This is a genomic window from Bacillus sp. LLTC93 (genome assembly GCF_002993125.1).
GTDB classification, from domain to species: domain Bacteria; phylum Bacillota; class Bacilli; order Bacillales; family Bacillaceae; genus Bacillus; species Bacillus zhangzhouensis.
Map to the genome: position 1 here is coordinate 16,588 of NZ_PVME01000001.1, position 25,127 is coordinate 41,714.

The following is a 25,127-nucleotide window of genomic DNA, read 5'->3' on the forward strand; positions in this document are numbered from 1 at the left end:
GCTCTGCAATGACTTGAGCCGGTTTGTTTCATTATAACAGCTTCAGTTTATTGGAAAACGAATGCGTCGTGACCGGCCTGCTTCAATCTGACTACGAGGTCATCCGCATTTTGCTTTGAACGAAAAGCCCCAGCCTGCACGCGGAACATACCGCCTTCTAGTACGACTAATGCTTCGAATCCTTTGGATCTAAGCGTGGCAGCCAGCTCATCAGCATTGGCTTTCACCTTAAATGCCCCGGCCTGCACTTTATAAAGATTACCTGCTTTTTTTTTTAACTGAAAGGCCTTCTCTAATCCATTGGCATGAGCGCGAGCGATGCCTTGAAGGAAGGAAGCATTGCGGAGCTTATTTGCATCAGCTGTCGTATCAATGAAACCGTTTTCAGTTAAAATAGCGGACATAGAAGTTTCCCGAAGAACGTGGAAGTTCGCAGTTTTCTTGCCTCGGTCGGCAAAATCAACCGAGCGGACAATTTCATCATGAAGGGCATTGCGATACGTGGTGGTTGGTGCTGAAATGCCAGGATACACATAGCTTTCAAAACCTGTTCCCCCACCAGCATTAATATGAATAGACACGAAATAGTCAGCTCCCCAGCTATTTGCCGCATTCGTACGCTGGGATAAAGTGACGGATTGGTCAATTGAACGACTTAAGCGGACGGAAACCCCATCATATTCACTAATCAAGATATCTCTTAGTAAAAGCGCAATTTGAAGTGTTATATTTTTCTCCAAAAGTCCATTAGCAGCAGCTCCAGAATCTGTTCCTCCGTGGCCAGGATCAATAAAAATTTTCACCATCTATTCATCACCTCGTCTTTATTTTATGAGAAAATAGAAGAATTGCCTGTACAAAATGCGGAAATCATTGAGACTCTTTTCTGCATAGTTTGTGATGAAAAAGCTACATTTTTCTAAGAAAAAGCAAATTATTGGTTTGTCCGCCCAAAATGGATGAATACAATAGAAATAGCACATCATTTCCTGGGAAACCGCAGAATCCCCTACAATATTCGGTATCTCGGGTCATTTTGACAGCAAACCTGGGCTTAAGCGGGCGATTGTCACGATTACAGCTCCACCCGAATAGAATAAAGAGAGAAGAGCGAGAGGTGAATACGTTGGAGCGAGCTGTCACATATAAAAACAACGGCCAAATCAATATTATACTTAACGGACAAAAGCAAGTATTGGTTGATGCAGACTCAGAGGCAGAATACCTAGAAGCCTTGCAGAAAAATGAGGCAAAACACAGCATCTTACGGGAAATAGAGCGTGAAATGAACAGCCTTGTCGGTATGGATGAAATGAAACGAAACATAAAAGAGATTTATGCCTGGATTTTTGTCAATCAAAAAAGACAGGAACAAGGATTAAAGGTAGGAAAACAAGCGCTTCATATGATGTTCAAAGGGAATCCAGGGACAGGGAAAACAACGGTTGCGAGGCTTGTCGGAAAGCTATTTTTTGAAATGAATGTCCTCTCAAAGGGGCACTTAATTGAAGCCGAGCGCGGTGATCTCGTTGGAGAGTACATTGGGCATACTGCGCAGAAAACAAGGGATTTAATTAAAAAATCACTAGGCGGCATCTTGTTCATTGACGAAGCCTATTCTCTTGCCCGCGGAGGAGAAAAGGATTTTGGGAAAGAAGCGATTGATACCCTAGTAAAACATATGGAAGACAAACAGCACGAATTCATTCTCATTCTTGCTGGCTACTCCAAGGAAATGGACCATTTTCTATCATTAAACCCCGGCCTTCAATCAAGATTTCCAATCAATATCAGCTTTCCTGATTATACAGTCGATCAGCTCATGGATATTGCAAAACGAATGATGGCTGACAGGGAATATGTATTTACCCAAGAAGCAGAATGGAAGCTGCGAGATTATTTGATGCACATTAAGAGTACGACAAGCCCTGCAAAATTCAGCAATGGCCGGTTTGTGCGAAACACCATTGAAAAAGCCATTCGAACCCAGGCGATGAGACTGCTTCTTGTTGATCATTACGATAAAAAAGATTTGCTTACTATTAAAAGTCACGACCTTCAAATGAAAGAGGATACGCCTTCTTGAAATGGCGTATCCTTTTTGTGAAGAGACGCTAAAATAAACCTTCCGAATAGTGGTATACGTGTGATGTGTTTGGTATGATGGTACTACTGAAAACTTAAGTACAGAAAGGAAACAACTGACGTTGAATGAACATGAAATGACTGAAAAAGCGATCCTTGTCGGCTGTCAATTGCCGCATGTAACGGATGAACGCTTTCAATACTCAATGGAAGAATTAGCTTCCTTAACTAAAACAGCTGGCGGTGAAGCTGTCAGCGTGATGACGCAGAAAAGAAATAGACAGGACAGCGCAACATACATCGGAAAAGGGAAAGTAGAAGAGCTGGAAGTACTTTGCGAGGAATTAGCATGTGATGTCATTATTTTTAACGACGAGCTTTCTCCAAGCCAGTTAAAAGCTTTGGCGACTGCCCTAGATGTGAAAATTATTGATCGTACGCAATTGATTTTAGACATCTTTGCCAAAAGAGCCCGTACAAGAGAGGGGAAGCTGCAAATAGAGCTTGCCCAGCTTCAGTATGCCTTGCCGAGACTAAGTGGACAAGGGATCAGCCTCTCAAGACAAGGGGGCGGAATTGGCGCAAGAGGTCCAGGTGAAACAAAACTTGAAACAGACAGACGCCATATTCGCAACCGCATTCACGAAATTAACGGGCAGTTATCTGCAGTGAAAGAACACCGAACAAGATACCGAGAACGTCGGAAGAAAAATGGCGTTTTCCAAATTGCCATTGTCGGATATACGAATGCCGGAAAATCTACTTTGTTTAACCAGTTAACAGATGCTGATAGCCATGAAGAAGATTTGCTGTTTGCGACACTTGATCCAATGACACGTAAGATGACATTAGAATCTGGCTACAGCGTGCTGATTTCAGATACAGTTGGTTTTATTCAAGACCTCCCAACAACACTCATTGCAGCATTTCGCTCCACACTCGAAGAAGTGAAGGAAGCAGATTATTTGCTTCATGTGATCGATTCTTCTAATGAGGATTACGAAGGACACGAACGGACGGTTCATGAGCTTTTAGAGGAATTAGAAGCAGACCGTATTCCTATGCTGACTGTCTATAACAAAGAAGATCAAATCAGACCGGATTTTATCCCATCTTCAAAGCAACGACATATTTTAATCAGTGCTAGACGCGAGGAAGATGTGAAGCGGTTGAAAGCGGATATTATGGCTGAGCTGAAAAATAACTTTTTAAAGCCATATCACGTGAAGATTCCAGCGTATGAAGGGAAGCTCATATCCGCATTAAAGTCAGAAACCCTCGTGGAATCACTAGAATTTCAAAAAGAAGCAGAGCTTTATGACATCACTGGATTTAGTGGTGAGGAGCAGACCATATTAGGTCAAATCAAGAAGTATATGTTGTAGGAAAGGAATTAAATGAAGATGTTTCACACTTTAAAACATGGCACCATTTTAGAACAAGTAGCAGCAGAAACAGAACAAGAGATTTTACGCATGCATCAGCAAATTGATCAAACGAGCGAACAAAATGAGTGGAGAGTGCTTGAAAGCTACCGAAAGCATAAAGTCAGTGACTCTCACTTTAATCCGACAACTGGATATGGCTATGATGATATGGGAAGAGACACATTAGAAAAGATCTATGCGGATGTATTCGGAGGAGAAAGCGGTCTTGTGCGCCCGCAAATTATTTCCGGAACACATGCGATTTCCATTGCCTTATTTGGTGTGCTAAGACCTGGCGATGAATTGATCTACATGACAGGGAAGCCATACGACACCCTAGAAGAAATTGTCGGGATTCGCGGGAAAGAAGGGACAGGCTCATTAAAAGACTTTAAGATTGACTACAAAGCCATTGATTTGCGCCAAGACGGATCAGTCGATTACGACAAAGTAAAAGAGTCTATTTCCTCTAAAACAAAAGTTATCGGCATCCAGCGTTCAAAAGGCTATGCGTCAAGACCTTCCTTTACAATAGAAGAAATTGAGCAAATGATTTCATTTGTGAAGGAGATCAATGAAGAGATCATTGTGTTTGTTGACAACTGTTATGGTGAATTTACTGAATTACAAGAGCCATGTCATGTGGGAGCAGACCTCATGGCTGGTTCTCTTATTAAAAACCCAGGCGGCGGCCTTGCCAAAACAGGCGGCTACATCGTTGGAAAAGAAAAATGGGTAGAAGCTTGCTCTTATCGAATGACAGCTCCAGGCATCGGCAGTGAAGCGGGGGCATCGCTGTATGCGCTCCAGGAAATGTATCAAGGATTTTTCTTAGCCCCGCATGTCGTTGCGCAAAGCTTAAAGGGCGCAGTGTTTACAGCTCGTTTTCTTGAAAAGCTTGGGTTTCAAACAAACCCAGTGTGGAATGCGAAAAGAACGGACTTGATTCAATCTGTAGAATTTGGAGATCCTAAAAAAATGATTGCGTTCTGCCAGGCCATTCAATATGCATCTCCGATCAACAGTCACGTCACACCGTATGCAAGCTATATGCCGGGCTATGAGGATGACGTCATTATGGCAGCTGGCACTTTTGTGCAAGGAGCTAGTATCGAATTATCAGCCGATGGTCCGATCAGACCGCCTTATACCGCCTACGTTCAAGGCGGCCTTACGTATGCCCATGTGAAAAATGCGATTTGCAGTGCTGTAGATGCCTTATTGGAACAAGGTTTTATTGAAGTACCTACTCGATAAAAAAATCCATGTTAATATTCCTAACATTTCGTTGACACATAATATAACATGACATATAATAAATTTAAGCAAAGAGGAGGAGACAGTTGAGATGAGTGATAACATTCGCCGCTCAATGCCTTTATTCCCAATTGGGATTGTCATGCAGCTAACAGAATTATCTGCAAGACAAATTCGCTATTATGAGGAAAATGGTTTAATATTTCCAGCAAGAAGTGATGGGAATCGCCGATTATTTTCTTTCCATGATGTTGATAAATTATTAGAAATTAAAAACCTCATCGAACAAGGTGTAAACATGGCAGGAATCAAAAAGCTTTTTGCCAAAGCTGAGGCGGAGAATCCTGCGTCTGAAACAAAGACTGAGGAGAAAACCACAGCGAAGCACAACTTGACAGATGATGAACTCAGGAAGCTACTGAAGAAGGAACTCATTCAGGCTGGACGTTTCCAACAAGGAACGACCTTTAGGCAGGGGGATATGTCAAGGTTCTTCCGTTAACAGATTAGCAAAAGCATTGCTATACACATTTTACCTTTTGTAGGGGAGGAGTTTTACGAAATGGCAAAGTACACAAGAGAAGATATCGTAAAATTAGTAAATGAGGAAAACGTAAAGTACATCCGTCTGCAATTTACAGACATTCTCGGAACAATTAAAAATGTTGAGATTCCTGTGAGCCAGTTAGAAAAAGCTCTCGATAACAAATGTATGTTTGATGGTTCATCTATTGAAGGGTTCGTACGTATTGAAGAATCAGATATGTACCTATATCCAGATCTAAACACATTTGTTATTTTCCCTTGGACAGCAGAAAAAGGTAAAGTTGCACGCTTTATTTGTGACATTTATAAGCCGGACGGGACGCCATTTGATGGAGACCCTCGTAACAACTTAAAGCGTGTCTTAAAGGAAATGGAAGAACTGGGATTTAGTGATTTCAACCTTGGACCTGAGCCAGAATTCTTCTTATTTAAATTAGATGAAAAAGGCGAGCCAACGCTTGAACTAAACGATAAAGGCGGATACTTTGACCTTGCACCAACAGATCTAGGCGAAAACTGCCGCCGTGATATCGTACTAGAGCTTGAAGAAATGGGCTTTGAAATTGAAGCATCTCACCACGAAGTGGCACCTGGTCAACATGAAATTGATTTCAAATATGCAGGCGCGATCCGTTCTTGTGATGACATTCAAACGTTCAAACTTGTTGTCAAAACCATTGCAAGAAAGCACGGTCTTCATGCGACATTTATGCCAAAACCATTGTTCGGTGTAAACGGATCTGGTATGCACTGCAACCTATCATTATTCAAAAATGGCAAAAACGCATTCTTTGATGAAAAAGCAGATTTACAATTAAGCGAGACGGCTAGACACTTTATCGCAGGGATCGTAAAGCATGCAACAAGCTTTACAGCGGTCACAAACCCTACGGTGAACTCTTACAAGCGTCTTGTACCTGGTTATGAAGCACCTTGCTATGTTGCATGGAGTGCACAGAACCGCAGCCCATTGATCCGTATCCCAGCATCACGCGGCATCAGCACACGTGTAGAAGTACGCAGCGTAGACCCATCTGCAAACCCATACCTTGCACTAAGCGTATTACTTGCAGCAGGTCTAGACGGAATCAAAAACAAACTAGACGCACCAGCGCCAATTGACAGAAACATCTATGTCATGGACAAAGAAGAGCGCCTTGAAAACGGCATCGCTGACCTTCCTGCAACACTTGCAGAAGCGCTAGAACTGCTGAAATCAAACGAAGTCATGATCAACGCACTAGGCGATCACTTATTCGAGCACTTCATCGAATCAAAAGAAATCGAATGGGATATGTTCCGCACCCAAGTACACCCATGGGAACGCGATCAGTATATGTCTCAATATTAATAGAGAAAACCCCTTGGAGCCATTGGTTTCAGGGGGATTTTATTTTTGTGGGTGTTTCTAATATTTCAAAATGAAAAAGCCGCCACCCACAATTCACCCACAAAAAAATGATAAAAAAATCACTCCATTATTCTTGGAGATATACTCTTCATATTTATTCATTGAATCCAGGTCAATTTTTTTGCAGATAAGAGAGATTTTACTCACACTTGGACTTATAATCTAACCATACTTAATTAACTTCGAAATCTCAACCTGATGTCTGGATATACCTTTAGGAGGTTGAGAAACATGGGAGCTGAACAATTGTGTTTACTGCCAGAGATCGATGAAAAACAAGTCAGAAATGCTCTAATTAAGGAACTGAAGTTTTATAGGCCCCTGAAGGTGAAGGAAGAAAACTGAAAGGAACAAGAAACAAACGGCGTTACAGGGCTTTTTCCTTCTCTTTGGAACCAGAAAGTTCTAAATGAACTGAAGGTCCGGCAGATTGAAAGAGCCCTAGAGTACAGCTTGGATGAAATTGAGCAAGACATCATTCGAATGAAGTACCTTACTTCACGAATGGTTAAAGATCTAGAGGTATGCGAAGAACTCGGATTAAAGAAAGATCGATATTACAAATTAAAAAAGCAAGCAACGTTTAAACTTTCGACAGCACTTGGAGTCATCTGAGTGTTGTTTTTGTATCTTTATTCCTATTTAATGACAAACTTTGTGTTGGTAAAATTGACCTTGTCAATGACTAGGAAGGAGTGAATTCTGCTGGGGAAGATACTAGATGCAAAAGCACTTACAAGTGCCATGGACGCAAGAGCGAAGCATTATCAGGAACTCCGAGAACAAATGGTAGATTTAAAAAAGGCACTACAAGGCGTGGCAAACCTGGGTGATGATTTCACTGGTAAAGGTGCCGATAACATTAAAAGCTTTTATAAAGAGCTAGCTGGAAATGTGGACATGTTTATCAGCTTCATCGATAAGCAGAAAGCCTTTCATGAAGGTGTTTCTGGGACACTTGATGATACAAACTTTGGCGGCGATACCTTTGTAGAAGAGCACTTTTTAGACAACGCTGTACATATGGGTATCAAAAATGCCAAAAGCATTGTAAAGGATCAAAAAAAGGCACTCAAAACCATATTTGAAGATATCGATGACCTTATTTCTTTGGAGGTATTTGATAGCCAAACCTTTGATGAAAAAATAGAAGATGCGGAAGATGAACGAAAAAAGACAGTAAAAGACTTAATAGAGCTTGATCAAAATTTAAAAGATGAATATGCTTTGTCAGAGACGGAGCAGCAAGCTACAATGGTATTGTACGCAGAAATGATGAATGCCACGAATGACGGGAAATCAATTTCACCTATGAATTTTGACAAAAAAGCATTTCAAGATAGTGAAATCTATAAGGCAAAAAGCGATATTGAGAAGCAAACTGCTGAATATCTCAAAATCAAAAAAGAACAAGAAGAAGCCCGCGAGATCGCAAAGGAACAAGAAGCGCTCGCCAACCGTCCTTGGTATGAAAAAGCACTCGATTATGGCGGGAATATCGTGAATGAACTGACTGGTGTGAACGATGCAAAACGCGCCGCAACAGGCGTTGACCCGATCACAGGCGAAGAACTTACCGCAGGACAGCGCGTCGCCGCAGGCGGCATGGCAGCAGCAGGCTATATCCCAATCGTCGGCTGGGCAGGACGCATTTTCAAAGGCGGAAAAGCCGTCTATAAAACGACCCAAGCCACCTCAGCCGCAGTCAGAGCAGTCGACATTTACAAGACGTCACAAAAGTCTTTTGACGCCTTAAAAACATCGCAAAAAGGTTTATATGGCCTCACCGCGACCAACGGCTTCAGCGAAGCGATTACAGGTCGAGACATGTTTGGAAACAAGGTCTCGAAAGAACAGCAGGAAGCAAGTATGAATGCTGCGCTTGCAATGCTTTTACCGTTTGGTATGAAAGGAACTATAAAGAAAACTCCAGGAGTTATCCAAAAGTCAAATAAACAAATTAGTGAAAGCTATGATGATATAAAGAGATTCAGGGAAAAAGCAGGATTAAAACCTTATGCTATTGATTCTGGTGATACGGTAGCAGCAGTTAAAGTTAACGATAGGACATTTTTTGGAGTGAATTCCACGATCACTAAAGAGTCTCAAAAAGCAACAAGGGAGCTAAGACAAAAGTGGTTAAAAGAGGTACAATGGGTTCCACCTAAAAAGAGTTCCCCTAAACATTTAGGCCATGCTCAGTCATTGACACATGCAGAATCTCATTCATTAATTAGAGCTTTTGAAAAGGAAGGTCAATTACCGAAAAAAGTAACTATGTTTGTAGATAGGAAGACTTGCAATATTTGTAGAGGGGAAATGCCAGCCTTGCTAAAAAGGTTGGGGGTTGATGAATTAGAAGTTTATAGTGGTGGATTAGAAAAACCTTTAGTTATCAAAGCAACTAAATAAGGAGGAAATTTCGTGATTGTATATAATGGACCAGTTGAAGAACCAATTGAAAACCCAGGAGAAGAATTTATTAAAAATATTTTCTTTGAAAAAGAAGCGGATTATTGGAAACAAGGAAGTGGAGATTCTTGTTTTGAGGCAGAAGGAGGAGATGAATGGCTTATTTTCTTTTATGATGAGCCATATGGATTCTTTATCATGAGACATCCTGATTATTTAGTCCCTTTGAAAAAGGATGTTGAAATAGAAACAATAGAGCATTTGGTTGGTGGAGAACCAATGAAAGTACCATCATGCAGTTATGTAAGTCGAGAAGAAGCATATAGAATTGTTCAACACTTTTTAAGTACAAAAACTATGCCTGATTTTGTTGAATGGGTTGATTTATATGACATCGATTTTGAACATGATTTTTAAAACTAGAGTGTCCATCTTTATGGGCACTTTTTTATTTGCATTGCCGAGAAAAAAACGAGAAAAAGCCGACAAAAAGGGGACCTTTTTTCCTAAGTGGATCATCGTATGATAGAGACAAGCAAAACGAACGTGAATATTTTGTCCAGAAGGAAGAACCTGCGGACGCTGATCAGTGAGCACTCTAAGTGCCTTGATTGGTGTCCGCTTTTTTTTATTGGGAGACGCGTCTTTCCCTTATCAATGGCGTATCTGGATACGGAACAAAGGTGTTGAGGAATGTGGCCATACGAGAGGGACATTCTGAGCCTGGATAGCAGCTGGTCTGCGGCGGCCGTATCGAGGACAGTTTTTCATTTTATTTGATGATTGACTGTACTTGGCATCCTCTCGGAGTGTAGTCATCATTTCAAAATCTATTTAAGCGAATAGCGTAAGGTGGTGCTTATTCGGCAAGGAGCGAGTGAAATGAAGATCAGGGATTCCGTTTCTAATAGAAAGAAGGAGAACGATGCTGACCCAATAACAAAGCGAGATTGGGAACCGCTTGAGCAATATATTCGCATTAAGAGGGCAGAAACCAGAATTGCAGATCAAGGCGTGGCAACGATTGTCCTCACATGGGATAGTGCTTATTGGTACCACCGAGACGAGCAGCCGAGTCTAGACGACATAAATTTTTCAGATGGGGTGATAAAAAGTGGCTAAGAATAAAAGCGAACCGGTGAAAGAAGAAAAAGTGACACCGGTTATTCCAAAGGAACCAGGGTTCTCATTTGAAGCCTTGAAAGAGCACAGCATGGAATTGTTTGGCGTAAAGCCTGAAATCCTTGAAGGTGCTCTTTTTTATATCAAAGATCAACCAATTACAAAAACAGAAGCAAAGAAGCAGATTGAGGCTTTTTTGTCTAAGGAGGTTTAAGCATGAATGGAGGTACTTTTACACCAGGTACAGAAAAGAAGCGCCCTGGTATCTACTTCAATTTCAAAACCACAGCAGCGTATCACGTTAGGAAATCGCGGAACCCTTTTTACTGGCGTAAAACTGGCGTGTTTTTGGCACAGCATAATGAGAAAAAAGTGTATTATTTGTATTGTGCCTAAGAATCAACTGGATTTTTGTGCTTTTGGTTGATTAACCTTACCTACAAAAATATAACCGTATTTAAAACGGTTAACTAGAAAAGATGTAAGTATAGAGCTACTTACAGATATTAAAGAAATAGCAATAAGAGTCACTAACCAGTGAAAATTTTTAACATTCGGCAAAACAAGAAGAGCTATTCCTAAAAAATAACTGTGAAATAAGTAAATGGAAAATGAATATTTACTAACCAACATAACTATTGATGGTATTTTTTGTACTTTAGAAAACAAATGAAAAAATAAAAATATTATACTTGTTGTGTATAACAGTACATCTGGTCTTTTAGATGATGATTCAAATAAACCTAGAAAAGTATTACTTGAAATTAACGCTATTGAAATGAGCAAAAGCAAGTAGATTCCATAACGAAATCTATTTAATAAATTAATAAATTCATGGTAATTTTGCCCACAATAGTAAGCTAAACAAAAATAAAAGAGCCATGCGGGAAAAGGAATCCATTCAACTAAAACATATGGATTAGGTAGCGAAATTGGAAAATGAAAAAACTGTATACTATATAGATAAATTATTGTAACAAAAAAAGAAATTGGTAAAACCCATTTTGGAGATACTTTTTTTAACACTCGATGAAATAGGATATGCAATATATAAAACTGAAATATGACTAATACAAAGTAACCAATATAATTACCGAGAAAAATATTTGATGAAACTCTTGTGAAAAATTCGTATATACTTCCTCCCTTTGATTGATGATTGGTCAACAATAGAGCATCTAGTATGCCAACACTCACAAAAGGTAAAAATATAAATTGAAATCTTTTTTTTAAAAATCCCTTGGGTATTCCATTGGGATAAGAGTGAGCAATTAAAAATTCTGAAATGAAAATAAAACTAGGTGTACTAAACATTAAAAATATTGAATAGGGTGATGAATTACTTTCAAATAAAATGCCTATAGCATGAATAAGCATCACGCATATACACGAAATGCTTCGAATAAAATAAATTTCTTTAATTTGCATATTGAACCCTCCATTAAACATTCCCTTTTACTTAATGAATATAGCACGAGGTTTTCTTTCTAATAAGAGGCTTTTTTCTTAATTGTTACAATTTGTAAACTATATTTTATGAAGAGGGAAGAATAAGTTCATATTAAAAAGAAGGAGAAAGAATCATGCCTTTGAAACGTTGTAATGCACCTGCTTGTCGTGAATATGTCGACTGGACCGAACGCAATTGTATAAAGCATCAGGGCTATGCTGATAAGCAATACAACAAAGATGTGAGGTTCAACAGGGAGAACGAAGCGCATTACAAATACTATCAAAACAGAGAATGGAAATCACTTAGAGAAGCAAAGTTACATGAGAGTCATTACAGATGCGCTGTGTGTGCCGCAGAAGGACGAGTAATAGTTGGTCCATCATAAGTATAAAGAGCTTAGAGAGGTATATCATGACGATATAGAGCGCAATGATTTAAACAACCTTGAAGTGCTTTGTCAATTTCATCATAACCAGGTGACATTTAAGAAGTGATGGCATTTTCATTTAATTTATTTTGATTTAAGTCTCCCCGACATTGAACGGGGTGGGCTTTTTTGATTCCTGGAAATCGGCGTCCCTCAACTTTAAAAAAAGTGTTGAAATGGAGTTTTGATTTTCCCCGTTTTTTGCGGTTTTTCACTCATTCATAAAATGGCTTGATCCTTTACAGGCGTTGAGATAGAACGGAATCACTCATTTGTTTGATTGCCTAAAATTCACAGGTTGGATTTGCCTAAAAGGTGGTGGTTTTTATGGGCGAGAAGAAAACAAATGACGGACACATTAAAAGGGTAAATTTCAAACGAAGAACGAGAGGGGTGGCAGCAGAGGGACAAGTCGTTTTTGAAGTGAATAGTAAGGGGGTTGAAATGAAAAAGACTCAGTTACTCTTTGCGCTGAAAAAGTAGTAAACGGTGAAATTGTAGCAAGTAAAAAAGTCATTCAGGCATGCAAACGACATTTACTGGATCTTGAAAAATCCCAAAATCCTGAATATCCATATGAGTACAAGCCCCAAAAAGGGGCGAAGGTTGTAATATTTCTTGAAATGCTTCCGGATATATCAACGGGTAATCCTACGTCATTAGCACTCTTCCAATTTTTTCGAAAACGCATTCTCCGCACGCAAACGTTCATTTTCTTGTTCCAGCTGTTTGTTTTTCCACTGAATTTTTTCTTCAGGTGTCAGTTCTTCTTCAATTTTGCGTTTCCCTCGGTTGTCTTTTAAAGCCTCTTCTCCGCTTTCTTGATACTTGTTCACCCCTTGATACACCTGTAGAGAAAACTTGAGCTGATCATAATTAAAAGACCTTCATAATTAACTCACATTTGACACTATTTATATAACCACCTAAAATTAATTAGCTGGTTATAACTCATTGGAGGAGTAAAATGAGACTATTGAATTATAAAGCGGTTGGTGGAGATTTGAGTTTAGATTTTATTAATACAGCTAACAATAGATACAATCAATTCTATCAAGAGTTGTTCATGGACACTTCTGCTTTAGTAAATTGGTCAAAAGAATCTACTCACTTTATTGATTTAAAAATTAAGGGCAGTGGAATTTCAATAGAAGAAATTCGATTACTACGAGATACAATGTTTAACATTTTGAATTCAATCCACCATAAAGAGGATGTAAGTAGGGAGGATATAATCTTATTTAACAAGTGGTTATATGAAGCACATAGAGGGATAGATATTTGCCAAAATGATGAAGAAAAAGTAAGCGTAAAACATTTAGATGGGCAAGGCGTCTTTATCATCCTTTATCCAATTGTTCGTTCCTTCTATCATCTACTGAAATCAAATCAAACAATCAAACAATGTAGTAGCACGAATTGTGATTGGTTTTTTATAGATAAGACTAAAAATCAAAATAAGCAATGGTGTTCGATGCAACTTTGTGGAAATCGTGAAAAGGCAAGGAAGTTTTACAAGAACAAAAAAATAGACATTAAAGGAGTTGAAAAATGGTAAAATTCAAGCTGTCAGAGACTTATCATTCAACCTATGGAAATGTAAAATATGCGGTGAGTGGAGAAGGACCTCCTTTAGTTTTGGTGCATGGAACTCCTTGGTCTTCATTTAATTGGCGACATATAATCCCAGGTCTCAGCCAATGGTTTAAAGTTTACTATTACGACCTACTTGGGTACGGTAAATCAGAAAAAAAAGAAATGGATGTCTCTCTGGGTGTACAAAATAAAATCCTTAATGAGTTACTAGATCATTGGGGATTAAACAAACCCATTATAGTTGGGCACGACTTTGGTGGTACAACAGCATTGAGAACACATCTGTTAAATAATCGCTCTTTTAAAAAGATGATATTAATAGATCCTGTTGCGATAGCTCCTTGGGGATCTGAATTCTTTTCACATGTGAATCATTATGAAAAGGCATTTCAAGGACTACCTGATTATATTCATGAATCTGTTATTTCTACTTATGTGCAAGGTGCTATGTTTAGGGAAATGGACACAGATACCCTAAAGGGCATTAAAGAACCTTGGTTAGGTCATGTAGGAAAAGAAGCTTTTTACAGACAAATCGCACAAGCCAGCCAGAAATACACAGATGAAATTGAGTCTCTCTACGACGAAGTGTGCGTTCCTACTTTAATCATCTGGGGAGAAGAAGATACTTGGATACCAATAGAGAAAGGAGAGCAATTATCTGGTAAAATCCCTGATGCGTCATATGTTACTATCTCAAATGCTGGTCATTTAGTTCAAGAAGACCAACCTAGTATTTTGTTAGCACATATACTTAAATATGCATTCGATTAATACTAGTTTAGAAGGTGCAGGGTCAAAGTGATTAAATAATCATGGTGATTTTTTAGAAGAAGGTCTCCATGTGGTAAAAAATTTTTAGGTCCACCAGTTTCTTTACAACGGTATTTGAAAATGAGTGCATGTGTTTGCAGGATAAAACAACGATCCACGGAGTGATTCCTAGTGCAATTACTAAACCTGAAAAAATAACAGTTGCATCAAGAGGCAGCTCTGGAGGGTTATTGGTTAAAAAACGATAAAGTGGATTAAAGTGTCAGACTCCTTATGGTATTCTAGTAAAAGAATATGCCATAAAAGGAGTCTTTTTTATATGAAGATATTAGATGCTCCATCGTTACAATCAGCTATAGAAAAAAGGTCAAAGGCCTATCATGAGCTTCAAGAAGACATGAAACTTGTGAAAAAAGCATTAAAAAGTGTGTCGGGGTTAGGTGATGAATTTACTGGAAAAGGTGCAGACAATATTAAAGCCTTTTATGTGGATCTTGCGCTTTACACGGATACTTATCTTGATTTTATTGATATGCAAAAAGCTTTTTTAGATGGGGTGAAAGGGAAGCTTGATGATGAATCATTAGGCGGGAGTACTTTTATTGATGAGCACTTTTTAGACACTCAATTGAAACAAGGGATTCAGAACAATAAAGATATGGTCAAAGAACAAAAAGAGGCACTCTCGACCATTTTTGATGACATCAGTGATCTCATTGAGCTGAATGTATTTTCAAGTAAAGAAGTCAATGAACATTTAGACGATGCGAACAAAAAAAGAAAAGAGACGATTGATGCTTTACATAAAATAGATCATACCTTAAAAACAGAATACGAAAAATCAGAAGCGATTGAGAATCATCTCAAAACCTTTTATACAAAAATGATGGCTGCTACAGGAAAAGGAAAGAACGCTCAGCCAATGTATTATGATGCAAAAGCATTTCATAAGACAGATGTGTACAAGAACCATGATAAAATCGATGCACAGGTGAAAGCATATTTAAAAGTGAAAAAAGAAGAAAAAAAGAAACGAAGAATCAAAGAGCTGAAAGAAAAGCTCAATGATCCTTCGTGTATATCAGAAGCGAAATATTTTGAGATTGTAGATGAGATAGGTTATGAGAATCTCTCATATGATCAAAAAATGTATTACAGCCAGCTTCTCCAAATCAAAGCACAGGAAGAAGCATCAAGTGTCTTTATTGATGGTGTAAAAGGCGCAGCAGTTGGTATATACGATGTGGCAAAAGACACAGTGACCGGAATATATGATCTTGTCACTGACCCTGGTGGGGCTGTAGAATCAGTTGTGACAGCTGTTTCTCATCCGATTGAAACAACGAAAGCGATTGGGAAATCTATTTCAGACTCATTTCAAAAAGAGGTCATTGAAGGTGATGCCTACTCAAGATCACACTGGTTTGCATATGCCGCAGGCTCTCTAGCAGAAATTGCTTTTGGTTCTAAAGGTGCAGGAGCCATGACAAAAACGGGAACAACTGCCGCTAAAACAACCGTGAAAAAAGGACTTGAACAAGGGGCAAAATCAATAGATAATGTCTCCATTCCGAATCTATTGCCGTACTCACCAAAGTTTCAAATAGCTGGCGGAGGGAAACTACCGTATAACGTTTTTGACGGGGAGAATATCAAAAATAAACTTCTTTCTATGGCAAAACGTTTAGATAATAATTCAGGCTATGGAATCTCCAAAACGGGAAGGCGATTACCAGCACCCAAATCACCGCCAGCCGTTGTGAAATATGGCGATCATTATGTCAGATGGAAACGCAAAAAAGTATTAAAACCGAATGTCGTTTATGCAACTAAACAAGGCTACACCTACACAACAGATCACTATGGCCGCATTGTCAAAGTTGAAGCAAGTGATTTAAAATACGGAGAGGTCAAAAGAAACCAATACGCCCAATCCAATTCAGGCAAGCCGGATCGATTACTAGATGATGATGGAGGTCATTTAATCGCATCTATTTTTAAAGGTTCTGGGGATATTGATAACCTTGTTCCGATGAATGGGAATTTAAACAAAGGTGAATGGAAAAAACTTGAGAATACTTGGGCTGATGCTCTTCAAAATGGTGATGAAGTGAAAGTGAAGATAACTCCTAACTATAAAGCTGATTCTCTACGGCCAGAAACTTTTGATATTAAGTATAAAATCGGTGATGATGAATGGGAAATCAGACGATTCGATAATGTGTTTGGAGGTAAGAAGTAATGAATGAAGAAGAACTAGAATATGTATATAAGCAGATAGTTGAAGTTGTAGTGGGAACAATACCGGTCAAATGGAAAAAGGTGTATTTATATGGTGAGGTAGTTGAAGGTTCACAGACTGCTTACTTTTATTTTTTACCTGAAGAAAATGAAGATAAGCTGGTATATAGTCATGAGATAACTGAATTGTTTGAAATGAGTGAACATGAATACAAAGAAAGGTGGCATCAATTAGTTGACTGTATACAAGAACTTGGTAGAGTGTTTGAACAAATTGGTCAAGCACCTTGGACAAATTTCACAATGATATTTGAAGAAACGGGTCATTTCAATATAGAGTTTAATTATGATGATCTTTCGAATACAAACCCTCATGAAAGAAAAACTATTTGGAAATATAATCATCTAGGCATTATACCTAAAAGCAATTCTGGAAAAAAACATTTAGAAAAATACCTTTCTACATTGGAGTAACCTTTAAGTTTTAAGATGTTATAAAAATCGTTTTGATAGTATTAAAGAAATAAAGACTAGAGAACGTATTAAGAGCACCATTCCAGGCAGAAAGGGTGCTCTTATTCATTAGTGACTCTTTTTAATCAACAATAAAACAGACACACTTAACGACAAAATAAAAATTAATACATACTGAATCGTGGAATCAACAGCTTATTAATTAGTATGCCAATTAAACCGATTAAAGAAAATAAAAAAATCGAAAAACATAACATTCTTATGTCAATTTTCATAAGAATATCTCATTTCCCTTTATCTAAACCGATAAACCGTCACTTCACAATCACCAAGTACCTCTTCAATCATATCTTCGACAATCGTCCAGTCGCCGCCCGCCAATCCGCAGCCGATCCCATAAGGAATGGCGATGGAAGTTCGGTTTTTCTCTTCATGTGAATGTGTTACTGTATCCTTTAGGCTCTGAAAGCAGCTGCGTAGAGCATCGTAGTCGGTTTGCTTTCTTTTTCTTCCGTACCCGGCTTGAGCAAATAAGTTGGCAATGGTTTTTCCGTCGCTTGTTGTGATGAGTTGAACAGAGCTCAACAAGTCATCTCCTTGTTCTGTACATAATTGTTTGTAATCTTTGTACACATTCGGATATTTGCTTTTGGTCTGTTTGGCTAATCCAGCTCCCATGACCCCTTTACAGTTCACCTGGTGACAGATGATGTCTTCACTTGCCTCTAAGATGTTGCCTTCCACCGTTTTGATCATATCAATTAACCCCTTTTTGTTATGATGGAAACTTATGTTCTATTATACCAGTTGTGATCATGTTATTTAATAGCCAAAATGTTTTTGATGAGTTTATTTGAAGAAACTCCACAATGACCTAATTGTCAAAGTTGGTGCATGTCATCTAAAATATGAGAGACTAAAATACACGAAATAAAGAAGAAACAGTGAGGAGTCGTTTATGAATCAATTAGAAACGAATCGGTTAATTCTTAGACCGTTTCGCGATGAAGATGCGGCAGGAATGCTTGAGTACTTGTCTCATCCAAGAGTAAATTGTTTTCTCGATGATCGAATCTCTACATTAGAGGAAGCAGCCGATAAGGTACAAAAGAGAAAAGAAGATCATTCATATGTAGCAGTTTGTTTAAAAGAAAGTCAACAGATTATCGGTGAGTTGTTTCATTTAAAGGAGGAGCCTGACACGTATTCAATTGGCTGGAATTTCAATGCAGCATATGAAGGGAAGGGATATGCGCGTGAGAGTGCTGAAGCTCTCTTGTCCTATTTATTTGTGGACAAGGGGGCGAGGCGGCTTTATGCATACGTAGAGGATGATAATGACCGCTCACAAACATTATGTGAGCGATTAGGGATGCGGAAAGAAGGCCTTTTTCTTGAGTTTATTTCATTTACTACATATGAGGATGGCACACCTAAATATGAAAACACCTATCAATATGCTTTGCTGAAAAAGGAATGGGAGCAAAATCACTCTCAATAGATCCTGTTATGAAAAGGATGAGGGTTTTCTGATTGATGTTCAGGTGACAACGACGTGACAAAAATGTGATATGTTTCCTCAGTTTTGTTCGTTCGATCGATGGAGCAGGCATCTCATTTCAATTATCCTTGTCATAAATCGAGTAAAAAGGGATGAAATGAGATGCAGGAGTATAATGAACGTTTGTTTAGGTGGGTGAATCAGCTCAGTATCGATCATGGTCACTTGAATCCGATATTCATTGGATTAGCTGAATATACTGTGCTGTTAGTAGCGCTCATGTGTCTGTTCATATGGTTTCGAAATCGAAGCGAAAAAAATAGGAAGATGATCATATCTGCCGGACTTACCTTCATATTGGCAGAGTTACTTGGGAAAGTCGCTGGGGCCTTTTATTTCAATCAGCAGCCCTTTGCAGAAATGAGTCACGTCAATCTTCTGATCCATAAGGAAGTGAATAACTCTTTTCCGAGTGATCACACAATTTTTATCTTTTCTATTTGCCTGATCTTTTGGCTGTTTCACAAACGCCATATTTATTGGCTGATCATTGCCTGTACTGTTGGATTTTCAAGAATTTGGGTAGGTGTTCATTATCCATTTGATGTCTTAGTAGGTGCTGTCATAGCATGTTTAACAGCGGTCGCTGTTATTGGTTTGCCGATATTTCAAAGGGGTGTTGATACCATCTTGGCCTGTTATGAATGGATTGAACAGAAATGTGTAAGGAAGAGAAGCAAATAAAATGTAAGTTGCAGTAAAACACCCCGATCTGTTATCGACTCAGATCGGGGTGTTGATTATTTTCGCCAAAACGTTGAACAATCCGCTTTGTCTTCAATATTAAATTCAATAATTTTTTTAAGTAGGGGATAATCAATGGGCAAGCTTTCTTTCATGCGAAACATCTTTTTTCCATGATCATAACCAGCTTGTACAATTTCAGCTGAAAAGTGATCAATTCCTTTTCCTTCTGGTGCGACAGAAATGTGATGTTTTGCAACACTAAACCCAATAATAAACGTCCCGTGATCTGTGAACATGGGCTGATTCCATGCAATTCTTGGCTCTAATTGAGGAAATGTGTCTTCAATCCATTGTAAGATGTCTTGAGTGCGCTGCTTTAGCTCTGGGTTACCAATGTTGCTTACATATTCTTCAAACACATGCATGATTTTTTATCCTCCATTTCCATCGACCTCATAAGCCTCAGACGGGATTCAAACCCGAACTCCTTTCGTAACTTCCCTACGGAATTTCACTGACTGCTTTGCGACCCGCCAGCTACAATTTGTTTTACGGTCTCTATCCTTCTAGAGCTACTGAGGCACTGAAGTTCTTGATCATATTATATAGAGAAACAAGATAAATGAAAAGCTGAGCCCACGATTGATGGCCACAAGGGGTGATCTAAAGCCTAATCGCACAAAATAGTCAAACGCACATATGATAAAAGACCATATGGATTTGTATACAGCATTGAATTGGGCTGATTGAAAGTGGCAAACCTGTTGATGAGTAAACTGAAAGAGCTAAACAATAAGACAAAGGACGAAGGCTTTACTCACAAACGTTCAATGAGTTCTCCTTTTTTGCTCATCATGGAAGACGGGGAACCTTTCTATTCATGGGTGTTCTTTGAAAAAAGTGTGTTTAAGACTTGCTATTTTTCTTTGATTTCTATCAATGAAGAACAGAATTGTGTGGTTTTAGAACTCCTTGTACCGTGTTGCATGAGATCGGCGTGCTGCCAGAAAGTCTTGTATCGATCCAGTTCAAGAATTCTTGTGGATCTGTCTTTTTTATGCGGAATGAGTGAAGTAGAGATGCCCGTATATGATGCTCTCATTCTAAAGAGTATAGAACCTCACCACATCCTTCTTTGTTTTTCAACATCGCCCAGTTCGTTTGAAATATGGCGTAATGGAACAAAGTTACTGAATACAGCAACAGTTGTTTTGCATCATCAAGATGATCAGGATGTGCCAATCTCTGTGAAGATTCAAACGAAAAAAGCATGTCATGACATATGTGTCCAAAAAGGAGAAAGTCGAGCGATTACCGTGAAGGATATGATGTTTATTTTAAAGGAGGAATCAATAGAAAACGTGCAAGCGCTAGTAGAAATACAAATAAACATCGTACGAAGGAAAAAAATAAAGCTTTAAAACTGGGATAATCGCACAAACTCTGTAGATCACTAGATCATAGTCTATCAAGAATAGGTGGAAGGAGGGTTAAAATGGCTATTTTAGGCGGGTGTAGTAATGAGCAAACAGGCTTTGTGAATGATGCAGTATGCTTCACAGTCGATTTAGCAGCAGCAGCGGATGCAGTTGTGGTATGGACAGATGGAACGCCATTTGTGATAAACGGAACAATTATGGTGGAAAACAACGGGATAGTGGCTGTAGCACCTACTGTCACTCTAGAGGTAAACGGTACTGCCGTTCCAGATTTCACAGTACCTCCAGGTGAGAGTCGATCCATTACGCTCAATGATATTAACTCAATTGGGATTGTAGGCACTGGTGGAACCTCAACTGGAAATATTGTAGTTTCTTTCTCTCTAAATTATCAGTATTAGAGTGTATGTCTTGATTATTCCACAGTTTGAAAGTAGTGAGAGGCATGTGCGCCCAACTTAATATGTGTGGAGGAATAACAGGCCCGACTGGTCTGACTGGTGTAACGGGAGTCACTGGCCCGACCGGTCCGACTGGTGCAACGGGAAACACGGGTTCGACTGGTTCGACCGGCGCAACAGGAAACACGGGCCCAAGTGGTTCGACCGGTTCAACAGGAAACACGGGTTCGACTGGTTCGACCGGCGCAACGGGAAACACAGGCCCAACCGGCCCGACTGGCGTAACAGGAATAACGGGCTCAACAGGCTTTACTGGTGTAACGGGAAACACGGGTTCAACTGGTCCGACCGGAGCAACAGGAAACACGGGTTCAACTGGTCCGACCGGAGCAACAGGAAACACGGGTTCAACTGGTCCAACAGGAATCACAGGCTCGACCGGTGCAACGGGAAACACGGGTTCGACTGGTGCGACCGGCGCAACAGGAATCACAGGCCCGACCGGTCCGACTGGTGCAACGGGAATCGCAGGCTCAACTGGCTCAACCGGCGCAACGGGAAACACGGGCCCAACCGGTCCGACTGGAGTAACTGGTGAAACGGGTCCAACCGGTACAAGTTTAACCGCTAATGCGATGTATGCGTCCAATACGTCAGGAAGTACAGTACTAGTTGTATTAGGTGGAACAGCTGTTTCCTTGCCTAATAATCAAAGTTTAGATGGATTTACAGCAAGTGGTGGAAATACGGTCTTTACTGTGCCTGTTTCAGGTCGTTATTTCATTACGTATCAAGTCAATACAAGTGCAGCACTGCTTGCTGGAACGAGGGTGATTAACAACGGGACACCAATAGCAGGATCTATTTTAACACCCGCTTTATCTGCGTCTAGCTACAACGTATCTCTCATCACAACACTTGCAGCAGGTAACCAAATTTCTCTCCAAATATTTGGATTGATCGCAACAGTTGTCTTACTTGGCGGAGGATCGGTTGGAGCGGCATTAACCATCATACGTTTGGAATAAGTACAAAAAAAGCCCAACAAGGGCTTTTTTTCATTTCATAACGAGATGATCCTTTGCCTTTTTGCAGAAAAAAGGGCGGAATTTTCACACAAACAGCATTGAAAAGGAGAAAGAAACGCATTTTCAAAGGAAACGGTTATTGAAGATTCAAGTGATTCATATTAAAATGATGTCAAATGGACTAATTAGCAATTGCTAATAGAAGTTCCATATTTAGTGAAATCATGTCATGTAGCTGAAGGTGATTGGGGGTGTAGAATGAGCAAAGTTCCTGTTGCGGAATTGGCATCACTATTAAATGACTGGAACATGGAAATCAAAAAAGATCATGCAGATGAGGCAGAACGATTATTTGCTAAAGCGAAACAAGCAGTAGAGGAAATTGACGATGCTGATATCCTCATGTATTATTCTCTTCTTGAGAAGAGGCATCACATTCTCATGTACAATTTGAGAGGGCAAAAGGGGAATGTATCAACGAAAAGTATAGAAGGTCATTATGGAAAAAAAGATGATGATCTGTCTCATCGCCTTGCCTATTATTTCGATTTTTATGAGGGTGTGTATGAGCAGCACCAAGGAAATTATGAGGTAGCATTGCAAATGTATCAAAGTGCTGAAAAGCTCTTAGATAAAATTCCAAGTGAGATAGAACGAGCTGATTTTGATTTTAAGGTGGCTTGGCTTTACTATCGTCTTAGTCATATTATGCTCTCATTAAGCTATATTCGCAGAGCCCTCCATGTCTATAAACGTCACAAGCATTATGAAAGAAGAGCGGCACTTTCATACTCTCTCGTTGCAGCAAATCTAACAGAGATCGGCCGGTACGAAGAGGCACTTGAGAATTATCGTCTGGCGGAAGAAGTTTTGACGAACGAGCAGGATGACTTTATGCTGGCTCAGCATCACCACAATGTGGCTATTTTATATTCATTTTGGAACAAACCGAAAGAATCAATACGTCATCTTGAAAAAGCGCTGTCCCATCAAGAGTATTATGATTCAGATTTCTTTTTCCATTCTACGTATCTGATCAGCCGGGAACTCTGTGTGATTGGTGAAAAGCAGCGTGCAAGCCAATATATAGAGGCTGCATATGCCAAAATAAAAGATGCTTCTCATGAAGTGTTTCAGCTCAAAATAGGCATCGTACATGATCTTTACTTAACGAATGCGCCACAAAGATTTCAGCAAATTGATGAGAAATTAAGAAAGTTAGAAGAGAAGAATGAATATCATGAAGTAAAAGAGCTTTCACATTTTGCGGCAAAATATTGTGAAAAGCAAGCACTTTTTGAGAAGTCTGTTTTTTACTTGAACAAAAGTTTAGAAGCGGATTTACATATGAAAAGAATGGGGTTGATTTAAGATGAAAACAGGATTAAAAGTATTATTCGTTGTGGGTTTAGCTATCGCTGCGTCTGTTCTAACTCAAAACGTTGCGGGTTCATTCGAAGTAGCAGAAAAAATCATTGGTGGTTAATCACTAATCCATATCTCGCCCTTGTTGATGATCATCAGCAAGGGTTTTTTGTTTAAATAGGCTCTTCTTATTAAACGCTGCAAGAGCGTTTAATAAGAAGAATTCGCAACAAAGGGGGTGTGCAAATTTGTTACCTGCCCCATTATTCTAAATAAACATAGGGCAGAGCAACAAGTTAAAAAGGTCACCTTTCTTTGCTTAATTTAATTTTTTGCAGGACTTTTCATTCAAATTTTATCAGATTGGTCTATTGTACATAGAATTGAAAGAAAAAGTGTGAACACCGCTCCATTTGTCATGCATATGATGAGATGAAGTGTATCTAGAAGGTAGGTGATTGTATGTATCCACGAGTATATGGAGGCTTTCACGGAGGCGGTTTTAGCGGAGGGGCAGTGGGCCCCCATATTGGCTTTGGCGGATATTATGTGAGCCCTGGTGTGTTCTCTGGCTTAGGGGGTTTCCCTGGATATGGTGGATTTGGGACATTTTCTGGATATCCGTATGGCTCCACGTTCATCATGGGGCGTCCTCCTGGTTTTTATGTGAGAGGTTATTAGTGATTCAACACAATGATTGAAATAGCCATCTAGAGATTGGCTATTTCAATTGGTGAAAGTGTTTGAATGTAGCAGTAATCACAATGACCCCAAGGATGCAGATAGGCAGCCAAATGATGATAAACGGATCGTAAGCATCAGTGTATGCAGCTAAAGCGGCACCTAGGCAGTAAAAGACAATAGAACCGATTCGCATCAAGCTCACATGCTGAATAGGGGCTTTTCTTTTTTCGCTGTGTGATAAGCGCTGAGCCAAATCTTCAAACAGGTTAGCGAGTGTGCTCGTTAAAACAGTTGTTGAAATGCCAGCAACATTTAATTTTCGTGCGGCCGTCGTCTGCATGCCCATGGCCATACTTAAAAGAATAATCAGCAGAAAATAAGCACCCTGTGTATAAGGCAAAATGATCATAAGAGCAAATAGAAGCAAGATCATCACTTCAATAATAAAGATACGTGTAACGGCTTTTGGCCAAAACGTTTTTTCATGCTTCCCGCCCATCACAACGGCAAGTAAAACTCCTAGAACGAACCCACTCAGTGCAATGATGGAATGAAGGGCTGTTAACTGCAATGAACTTCCTGCTGCAATGCCAAGCAGCACAATATTACCCGTCATATTTGCTGTAAACACATGTCCTAGGCTCAAATAGCCAATCACATCCACAATTCCTGCGGAAAGACATAAGAAGATCAGTGCTATGTGTCGAAATGAATGTGCGGTCAAAATGGTCATCCCT

The 25,127-nt window shown here is 39.4% G+C and carries 27 protein-coding genes and 2 pseudogenes; 23 read left to right on the forward strand and 6 right to left on the reverse strand.

The genetic code is table 11. The features are described 5' to 3' along the window. Positions 1-47: 47 nt before the first annotated feature. Positions 48-806, reverse strand: a complete 759-nt coding sequence (locus C6W18_RS00115; protein WP_105925216.1) for an N-acetylmuramoyl-L-alanine amidase — start codon at positions 804-806, stop codon at positions 48-50. A gap of 320 nt (positions 807-1,126) precedes the next feature. On the opposite strand from C6W18_RS00115, the gene spoVK reads away from it, so the two are divergent. The 11 genes and pseudogenes from spoVK to C6W18_RS20195 form a co-directional block, all read left to right on the forward strand. Further along, the gene (gene spoVK, locus C6W18_RS00120) at positions 1,127-2,086 is read left to right on the forward strand and encodes a stage V sporulation protein K (protein ID WP_024424083.1); all 960 of its coding nucleotides are present in this window, start codon (positions 1,127-1,129) and stop codon (positions 2,084-2,086) included. 121 nt (positions 2,087-2,207) lie between these two features. Beyond that, a complete protein-coding gene (gene hflX / locus C6W18_RS00125) occupies positions 2,208-3,470 on the forward strand; it encodes a GTPase HflX (protein WP_105925218.1) in 1,263 nt (420 codons plus the stop codon). 18 nt (positions 3,471-3,488) lie between these two features. Continuing rightward, positions 3,489-4,769, forward strand: coding sequence for a methionine gamma-lyase family protein (locus tag C6W18_RS00130; RefSeq protein ID WP_034324242.1), 1,281 nt, complete (start codon positions 3,489-3,491; stop codon positions 4,767-4,769). A gap of 91 nt (positions 4,770-4,860) precedes the next feature. Further along, positions 4,861-5,271 (forward strand): MerR family transcriptional regulator, encoded by a 411-nt coding sequence (locus C6W18_RS00135; RefSeq protein ID WP_034324181.1) that lies wholly within the window; start codon positions 4,861-4,863, stop codon positions 5,269-5,271. A 60-nt stretch (positions 5,272-5,331) separates the two neighbouring features. After that, a complete protein-coding gene (glnA, locus tag C6W18_RS00140; RefSeq protein ID WP_034324180.1) occupies positions 5,332-6,666 on the forward strand; it encodes a type I glutamate--ammonia ligase in 1,335 nt (444 codons plus the stop codon). 291 nt (positions 6,667-6,957) lie between these two features. Beyond that, positions 6,958-7,341: pseudogene (locus C6W18_RS00145) on the forward strand (ArpU family phage packaging/lysis transcriptional regulator). 87 nt (positions 7,342-7,428) lie between these two features. Continuing rightward, positions 7,429-9,138, forward strand: coding sequence for a ribonuclease YeeF family protein (locus C6W18_RS00150; RefSeq protein ID WP_223251625.1), 1,710 nt, complete (start codon positions 7,429-7,431; stop codon positions 9,136-9,138). A 12-nt stretch (positions 9,139-9,150) separates the two neighbouring features. After that, on the forward strand, positions 9,151-9,555 hold the full coding sequence (locus C6W18_RS00155; RefSeq protein WP_105925220.1) for a hypothetical protein: 405 nt from the start codon (positions 9,151-9,153) through the stop codon (positions 9,553-9,555). A gap of 465 nt (positions 9,556-10,020) precedes the next feature. Continuing rightward, positions 10,021-10,260, forward strand: coding sequence for a hypothetical protein (locus C6W18_RS00160; RefSeq protein WP_223251600.1), 240 nt, complete (start codon positions 10,021-10,023; stop codon positions 10,258-10,260). 31 nt (positions 10,261-10,291) lie between these two features. Further along, positions 10,292-10,474 (forward strand): YqzN/YkzM domain-containing protein, encoded by a 183-nt coding sequence (locus C6W18_RS00165; RefSeq protein ID WP_223251626.1) that lies wholly within the window; start codon positions 10,292-10,294, stop codon positions 10,472-10,474. A 2-nt stretch (positions 10,475-10,476) separates the two neighbouring features. Continuing rightward, positions 10,477-10,563, forward strand: a pseudogene (locus C6W18_RS20195) (hypothetical protein); the annotation flags it as partial. Between the two features lie 96 nt (positions 10,564-10,659). On the opposite strand, the gene C6W18_RS00170 reads toward C6W18_RS20195, so the two are convergent. Continuing rightward, positions 10,660-11,688 (reverse strand): acyltransferase family protein, encoded by a 1,029-nt coding sequence (locus C6W18_RS00170; protein ID WP_105925222.1) that lies wholly within the window; start codon positions 11,686-11,688, stop codon positions 10,660-10,662. A gap of 155 nt (positions 11,689-11,843) precedes the next feature. Here C6W18_RS00170 and C6W18_RS00175 point away from each other — a divergent pair, with 155 nt between their 5' ends. Then, complete coding sequence (locus C6W18_RS00175) at positions 11,844-12,098, forward strand: HNH endonuclease (RefSeq protein ID WP_223251601.1); 255 nt, start codon at positions 11,844-11,846, stop codon at positions 12,096-12,098. Between the two features lie 369 nt (positions 12,099-12,467). Continuing rightward, positions 12,468-12,623 carry a hypothetical protein gene (locus C6W18_RS19890; RefSeq protein WP_189318011.1) on the forward strand — a complete coding sequence of 52 codons (156 nt, stop codon included), beginning with the start codon at positions 12,468-12,470 and terminating at the stop codon, positions 12,621-12,623. 176 nt (positions 12,624-12,799) lie between these two features. Here the strand turns inward: C6W18_RS19890 and C6W18_RS19895 are convergent, their stop codons facing one another. Beyond that, positions 12,800-12,976, reverse strand: coding sequence for a hypothetical protein (locus tag C6W18_RS19895; protein WP_189318012.1), 177 nt, complete (start codon positions 12,974-12,976; stop codon positions 12,800-12,802). A gap of 131 nt (positions 12,977-13,107) precedes the next feature. Between C6W18_RS19895 and C6W18_RS00180 the strand changes: the two genes are divergently transcribed. The 4 genes from C6W18_RS00180 to C6W18_RS00195 all read left to right on the forward strand — a co-directional run bounded on the left by C6W18_RS00180 (position 13,108) and on the right by C6W18_RS00195 (position 17,225). Beyond that, on the forward strand, positions 13,108-13,698 hold the full coding sequence (locus tag C6W18_RS00180; RefSeq protein WP_105925223.1) for a CGNR zinc finger domain-containing protein: 591 nt from the start codon (positions 13,108-13,110) through the stop codon (positions 13,696-13,698). Further along, positions 13,692-14,510, forward strand: a complete 819-nt coding sequence (locus C6W18_RS00185; RefSeq protein WP_105925224.1) for an alpha/beta fold hydrolase — start codon at positions 13,692-13,694, stop codon at positions 14,508-14,510. Before C6W18_RS00180 ends, C6W18_RS00185 begins: the two co-directional genes overlap by 7 nt. A gap of 319 nt (positions 14,511-14,829) precedes the next feature. Beyond that, positions 14,830-16,752: a T7SS effector LXG polymorphic toxin gene (locus C6W18_RS00190; RefSeq protein WP_105925226.1), complete on the forward strand. Its 1,923-nt coding sequence runs from the start codon at positions 14,830-14,832 to the stop codon at positions 16,750-16,752. Further along, entirely contained in the window at positions 16,752-17,225 is a 474-nt protein-coding gene (locus C6W18_RS00195) for an antitoxin YezG family protein (RefSeq protein WP_105925228.1), read from the forward strand. Before C6W18_RS00190 ends, C6W18_RS00195 begins: the two co-directional genes overlap by 1 nt. Before the next feature lie 294 nt (positions 17,226-17,519). On the opposite strand, the gene C6W18_RS00200 is transcribed toward C6W18_RS00195, so the two are convergent. After that, positions 17,520-17,981, reverse strand: a complete 462-nt coding sequence (locus tag C6W18_RS00200; protein ID WP_105925230.1) for a macro domain-containing protein — start codon at positions 17,979-17,981, stop codon at positions 17,520-17,522. A gap of 202 nt (positions 17,982-18,183) precedes the next feature. On the opposite strand from C6W18_RS00200, the gene C6W18_RS00205 reads away from it, so the two are divergent. Together C6W18_RS00205 and C6W18_RS00210 are read left to right on the forward strand one after the other, a co-directional pair. Beyond that, positions 18,184-18,726 (forward strand): GNAT family N-acetyltransferase, encoded by a 543-nt coding sequence (locus C6W18_RS00205; RefSeq protein WP_105925232.1) that lies wholly within the window; start codon positions 18,184-18,186, stop codon positions 18,724-18,726. Positions 18,727-18,888: 162 nt separating this feature from the next. Beyond that, entirely contained in the window at positions 18,889-19,470 is a 582-nt protein-coding gene (locus C6W18_RS00210; RefSeq protein WP_034324162.1) for an undecaprenyl-diphosphatase, read from the forward strand. Positions 19,471-19,526: 56 nt separating this feature from the next. Here the strand turns inward: C6W18_RS00210 and C6W18_RS00215 are convergent, their stop codons facing one another. Further along, positions 19,527-19,898, reverse strand: coding sequence for an iron chaperone (locus C6W18_RS00215; RefSeq protein ID WP_099725743.1), 372 nt, complete (start codon positions 19,896-19,898; stop codon positions 19,527-19,529). Positions 19,899-20,240: 342 nt separating this feature from the next. Here C6W18_RS00215 and C6W18_RS00220 point away from each other — a divergent pair, with 342 nt between their 5' ends. The 4 genes from C6W18_RS00220 to C6W18_RS00235 all read left to right on the forward strand — a co-directional run bounded on the left by C6W18_RS00220 (position 20,241) and on the right by C6W18_RS00235 (position 23,712). After that, positions 20,241-20,894, forward strand: a complete 654-nt coding sequence (locus tag C6W18_RS00220) for a CotZ-related putative spore coat protein (RefSeq protein ID WP_105925234.1) — start codon at positions 20,241-20,243, stop codon at positions 20,892-20,894. Positions 20,895-20,968: 74 nt separating this feature from the next. Further along, complete coding sequence (locus C6W18_RS00225) at positions 20,969-21,313, forward strand: DUF3992 domain-containing protein (RefSeq protein ID WP_105925236.1); 345 nt, start codon at positions 20,969-20,971, stop codon at positions 21,311-21,313. Positions 21,314-21,357: 44 nt separating this feature from the next. Continuing rightward, positions 21,358-22,341, forward strand: a complete 984-nt coding sequence (locus C6W18_RS20405; RefSeq protein ID WP_105925238.1) for a BclA C-terminal domain-containing protein — start codon at positions 21,358-21,360, stop codon at positions 22,339-22,341. 258 nt (positions 22,342-22,599) lie between these two features. Beyond that, positions 22,600-23,712 carry a response regulator aspartate phosphatase gene (locus tag C6W18_RS00235; RefSeq protein WP_105925239.1) on the forward strand — a complete coding sequence of 371 codons (1,113 nt, stop codon included), beginning with the start codon at positions 22,600-22,602 and terminating at the stop codon, positions 23,710-23,712. Between the two features lie 715 nt (positions 23,713-24,427). On the opposite strand, the gene C6W18_RS00245 is transcribed toward C6W18_RS00235, so the two are convergent. Then, positions 24,428-25,123: a YoaK family protein gene (locus C6W18_RS00245; protein WP_105925241.1), complete on the reverse strand. Its 696-nt coding sequence runs from the start codon at positions 25,121-25,123 to the stop codon at positions 24,428-24,430. Positions 25,124-25,127 lie beyond the last annotated feature (4 nt).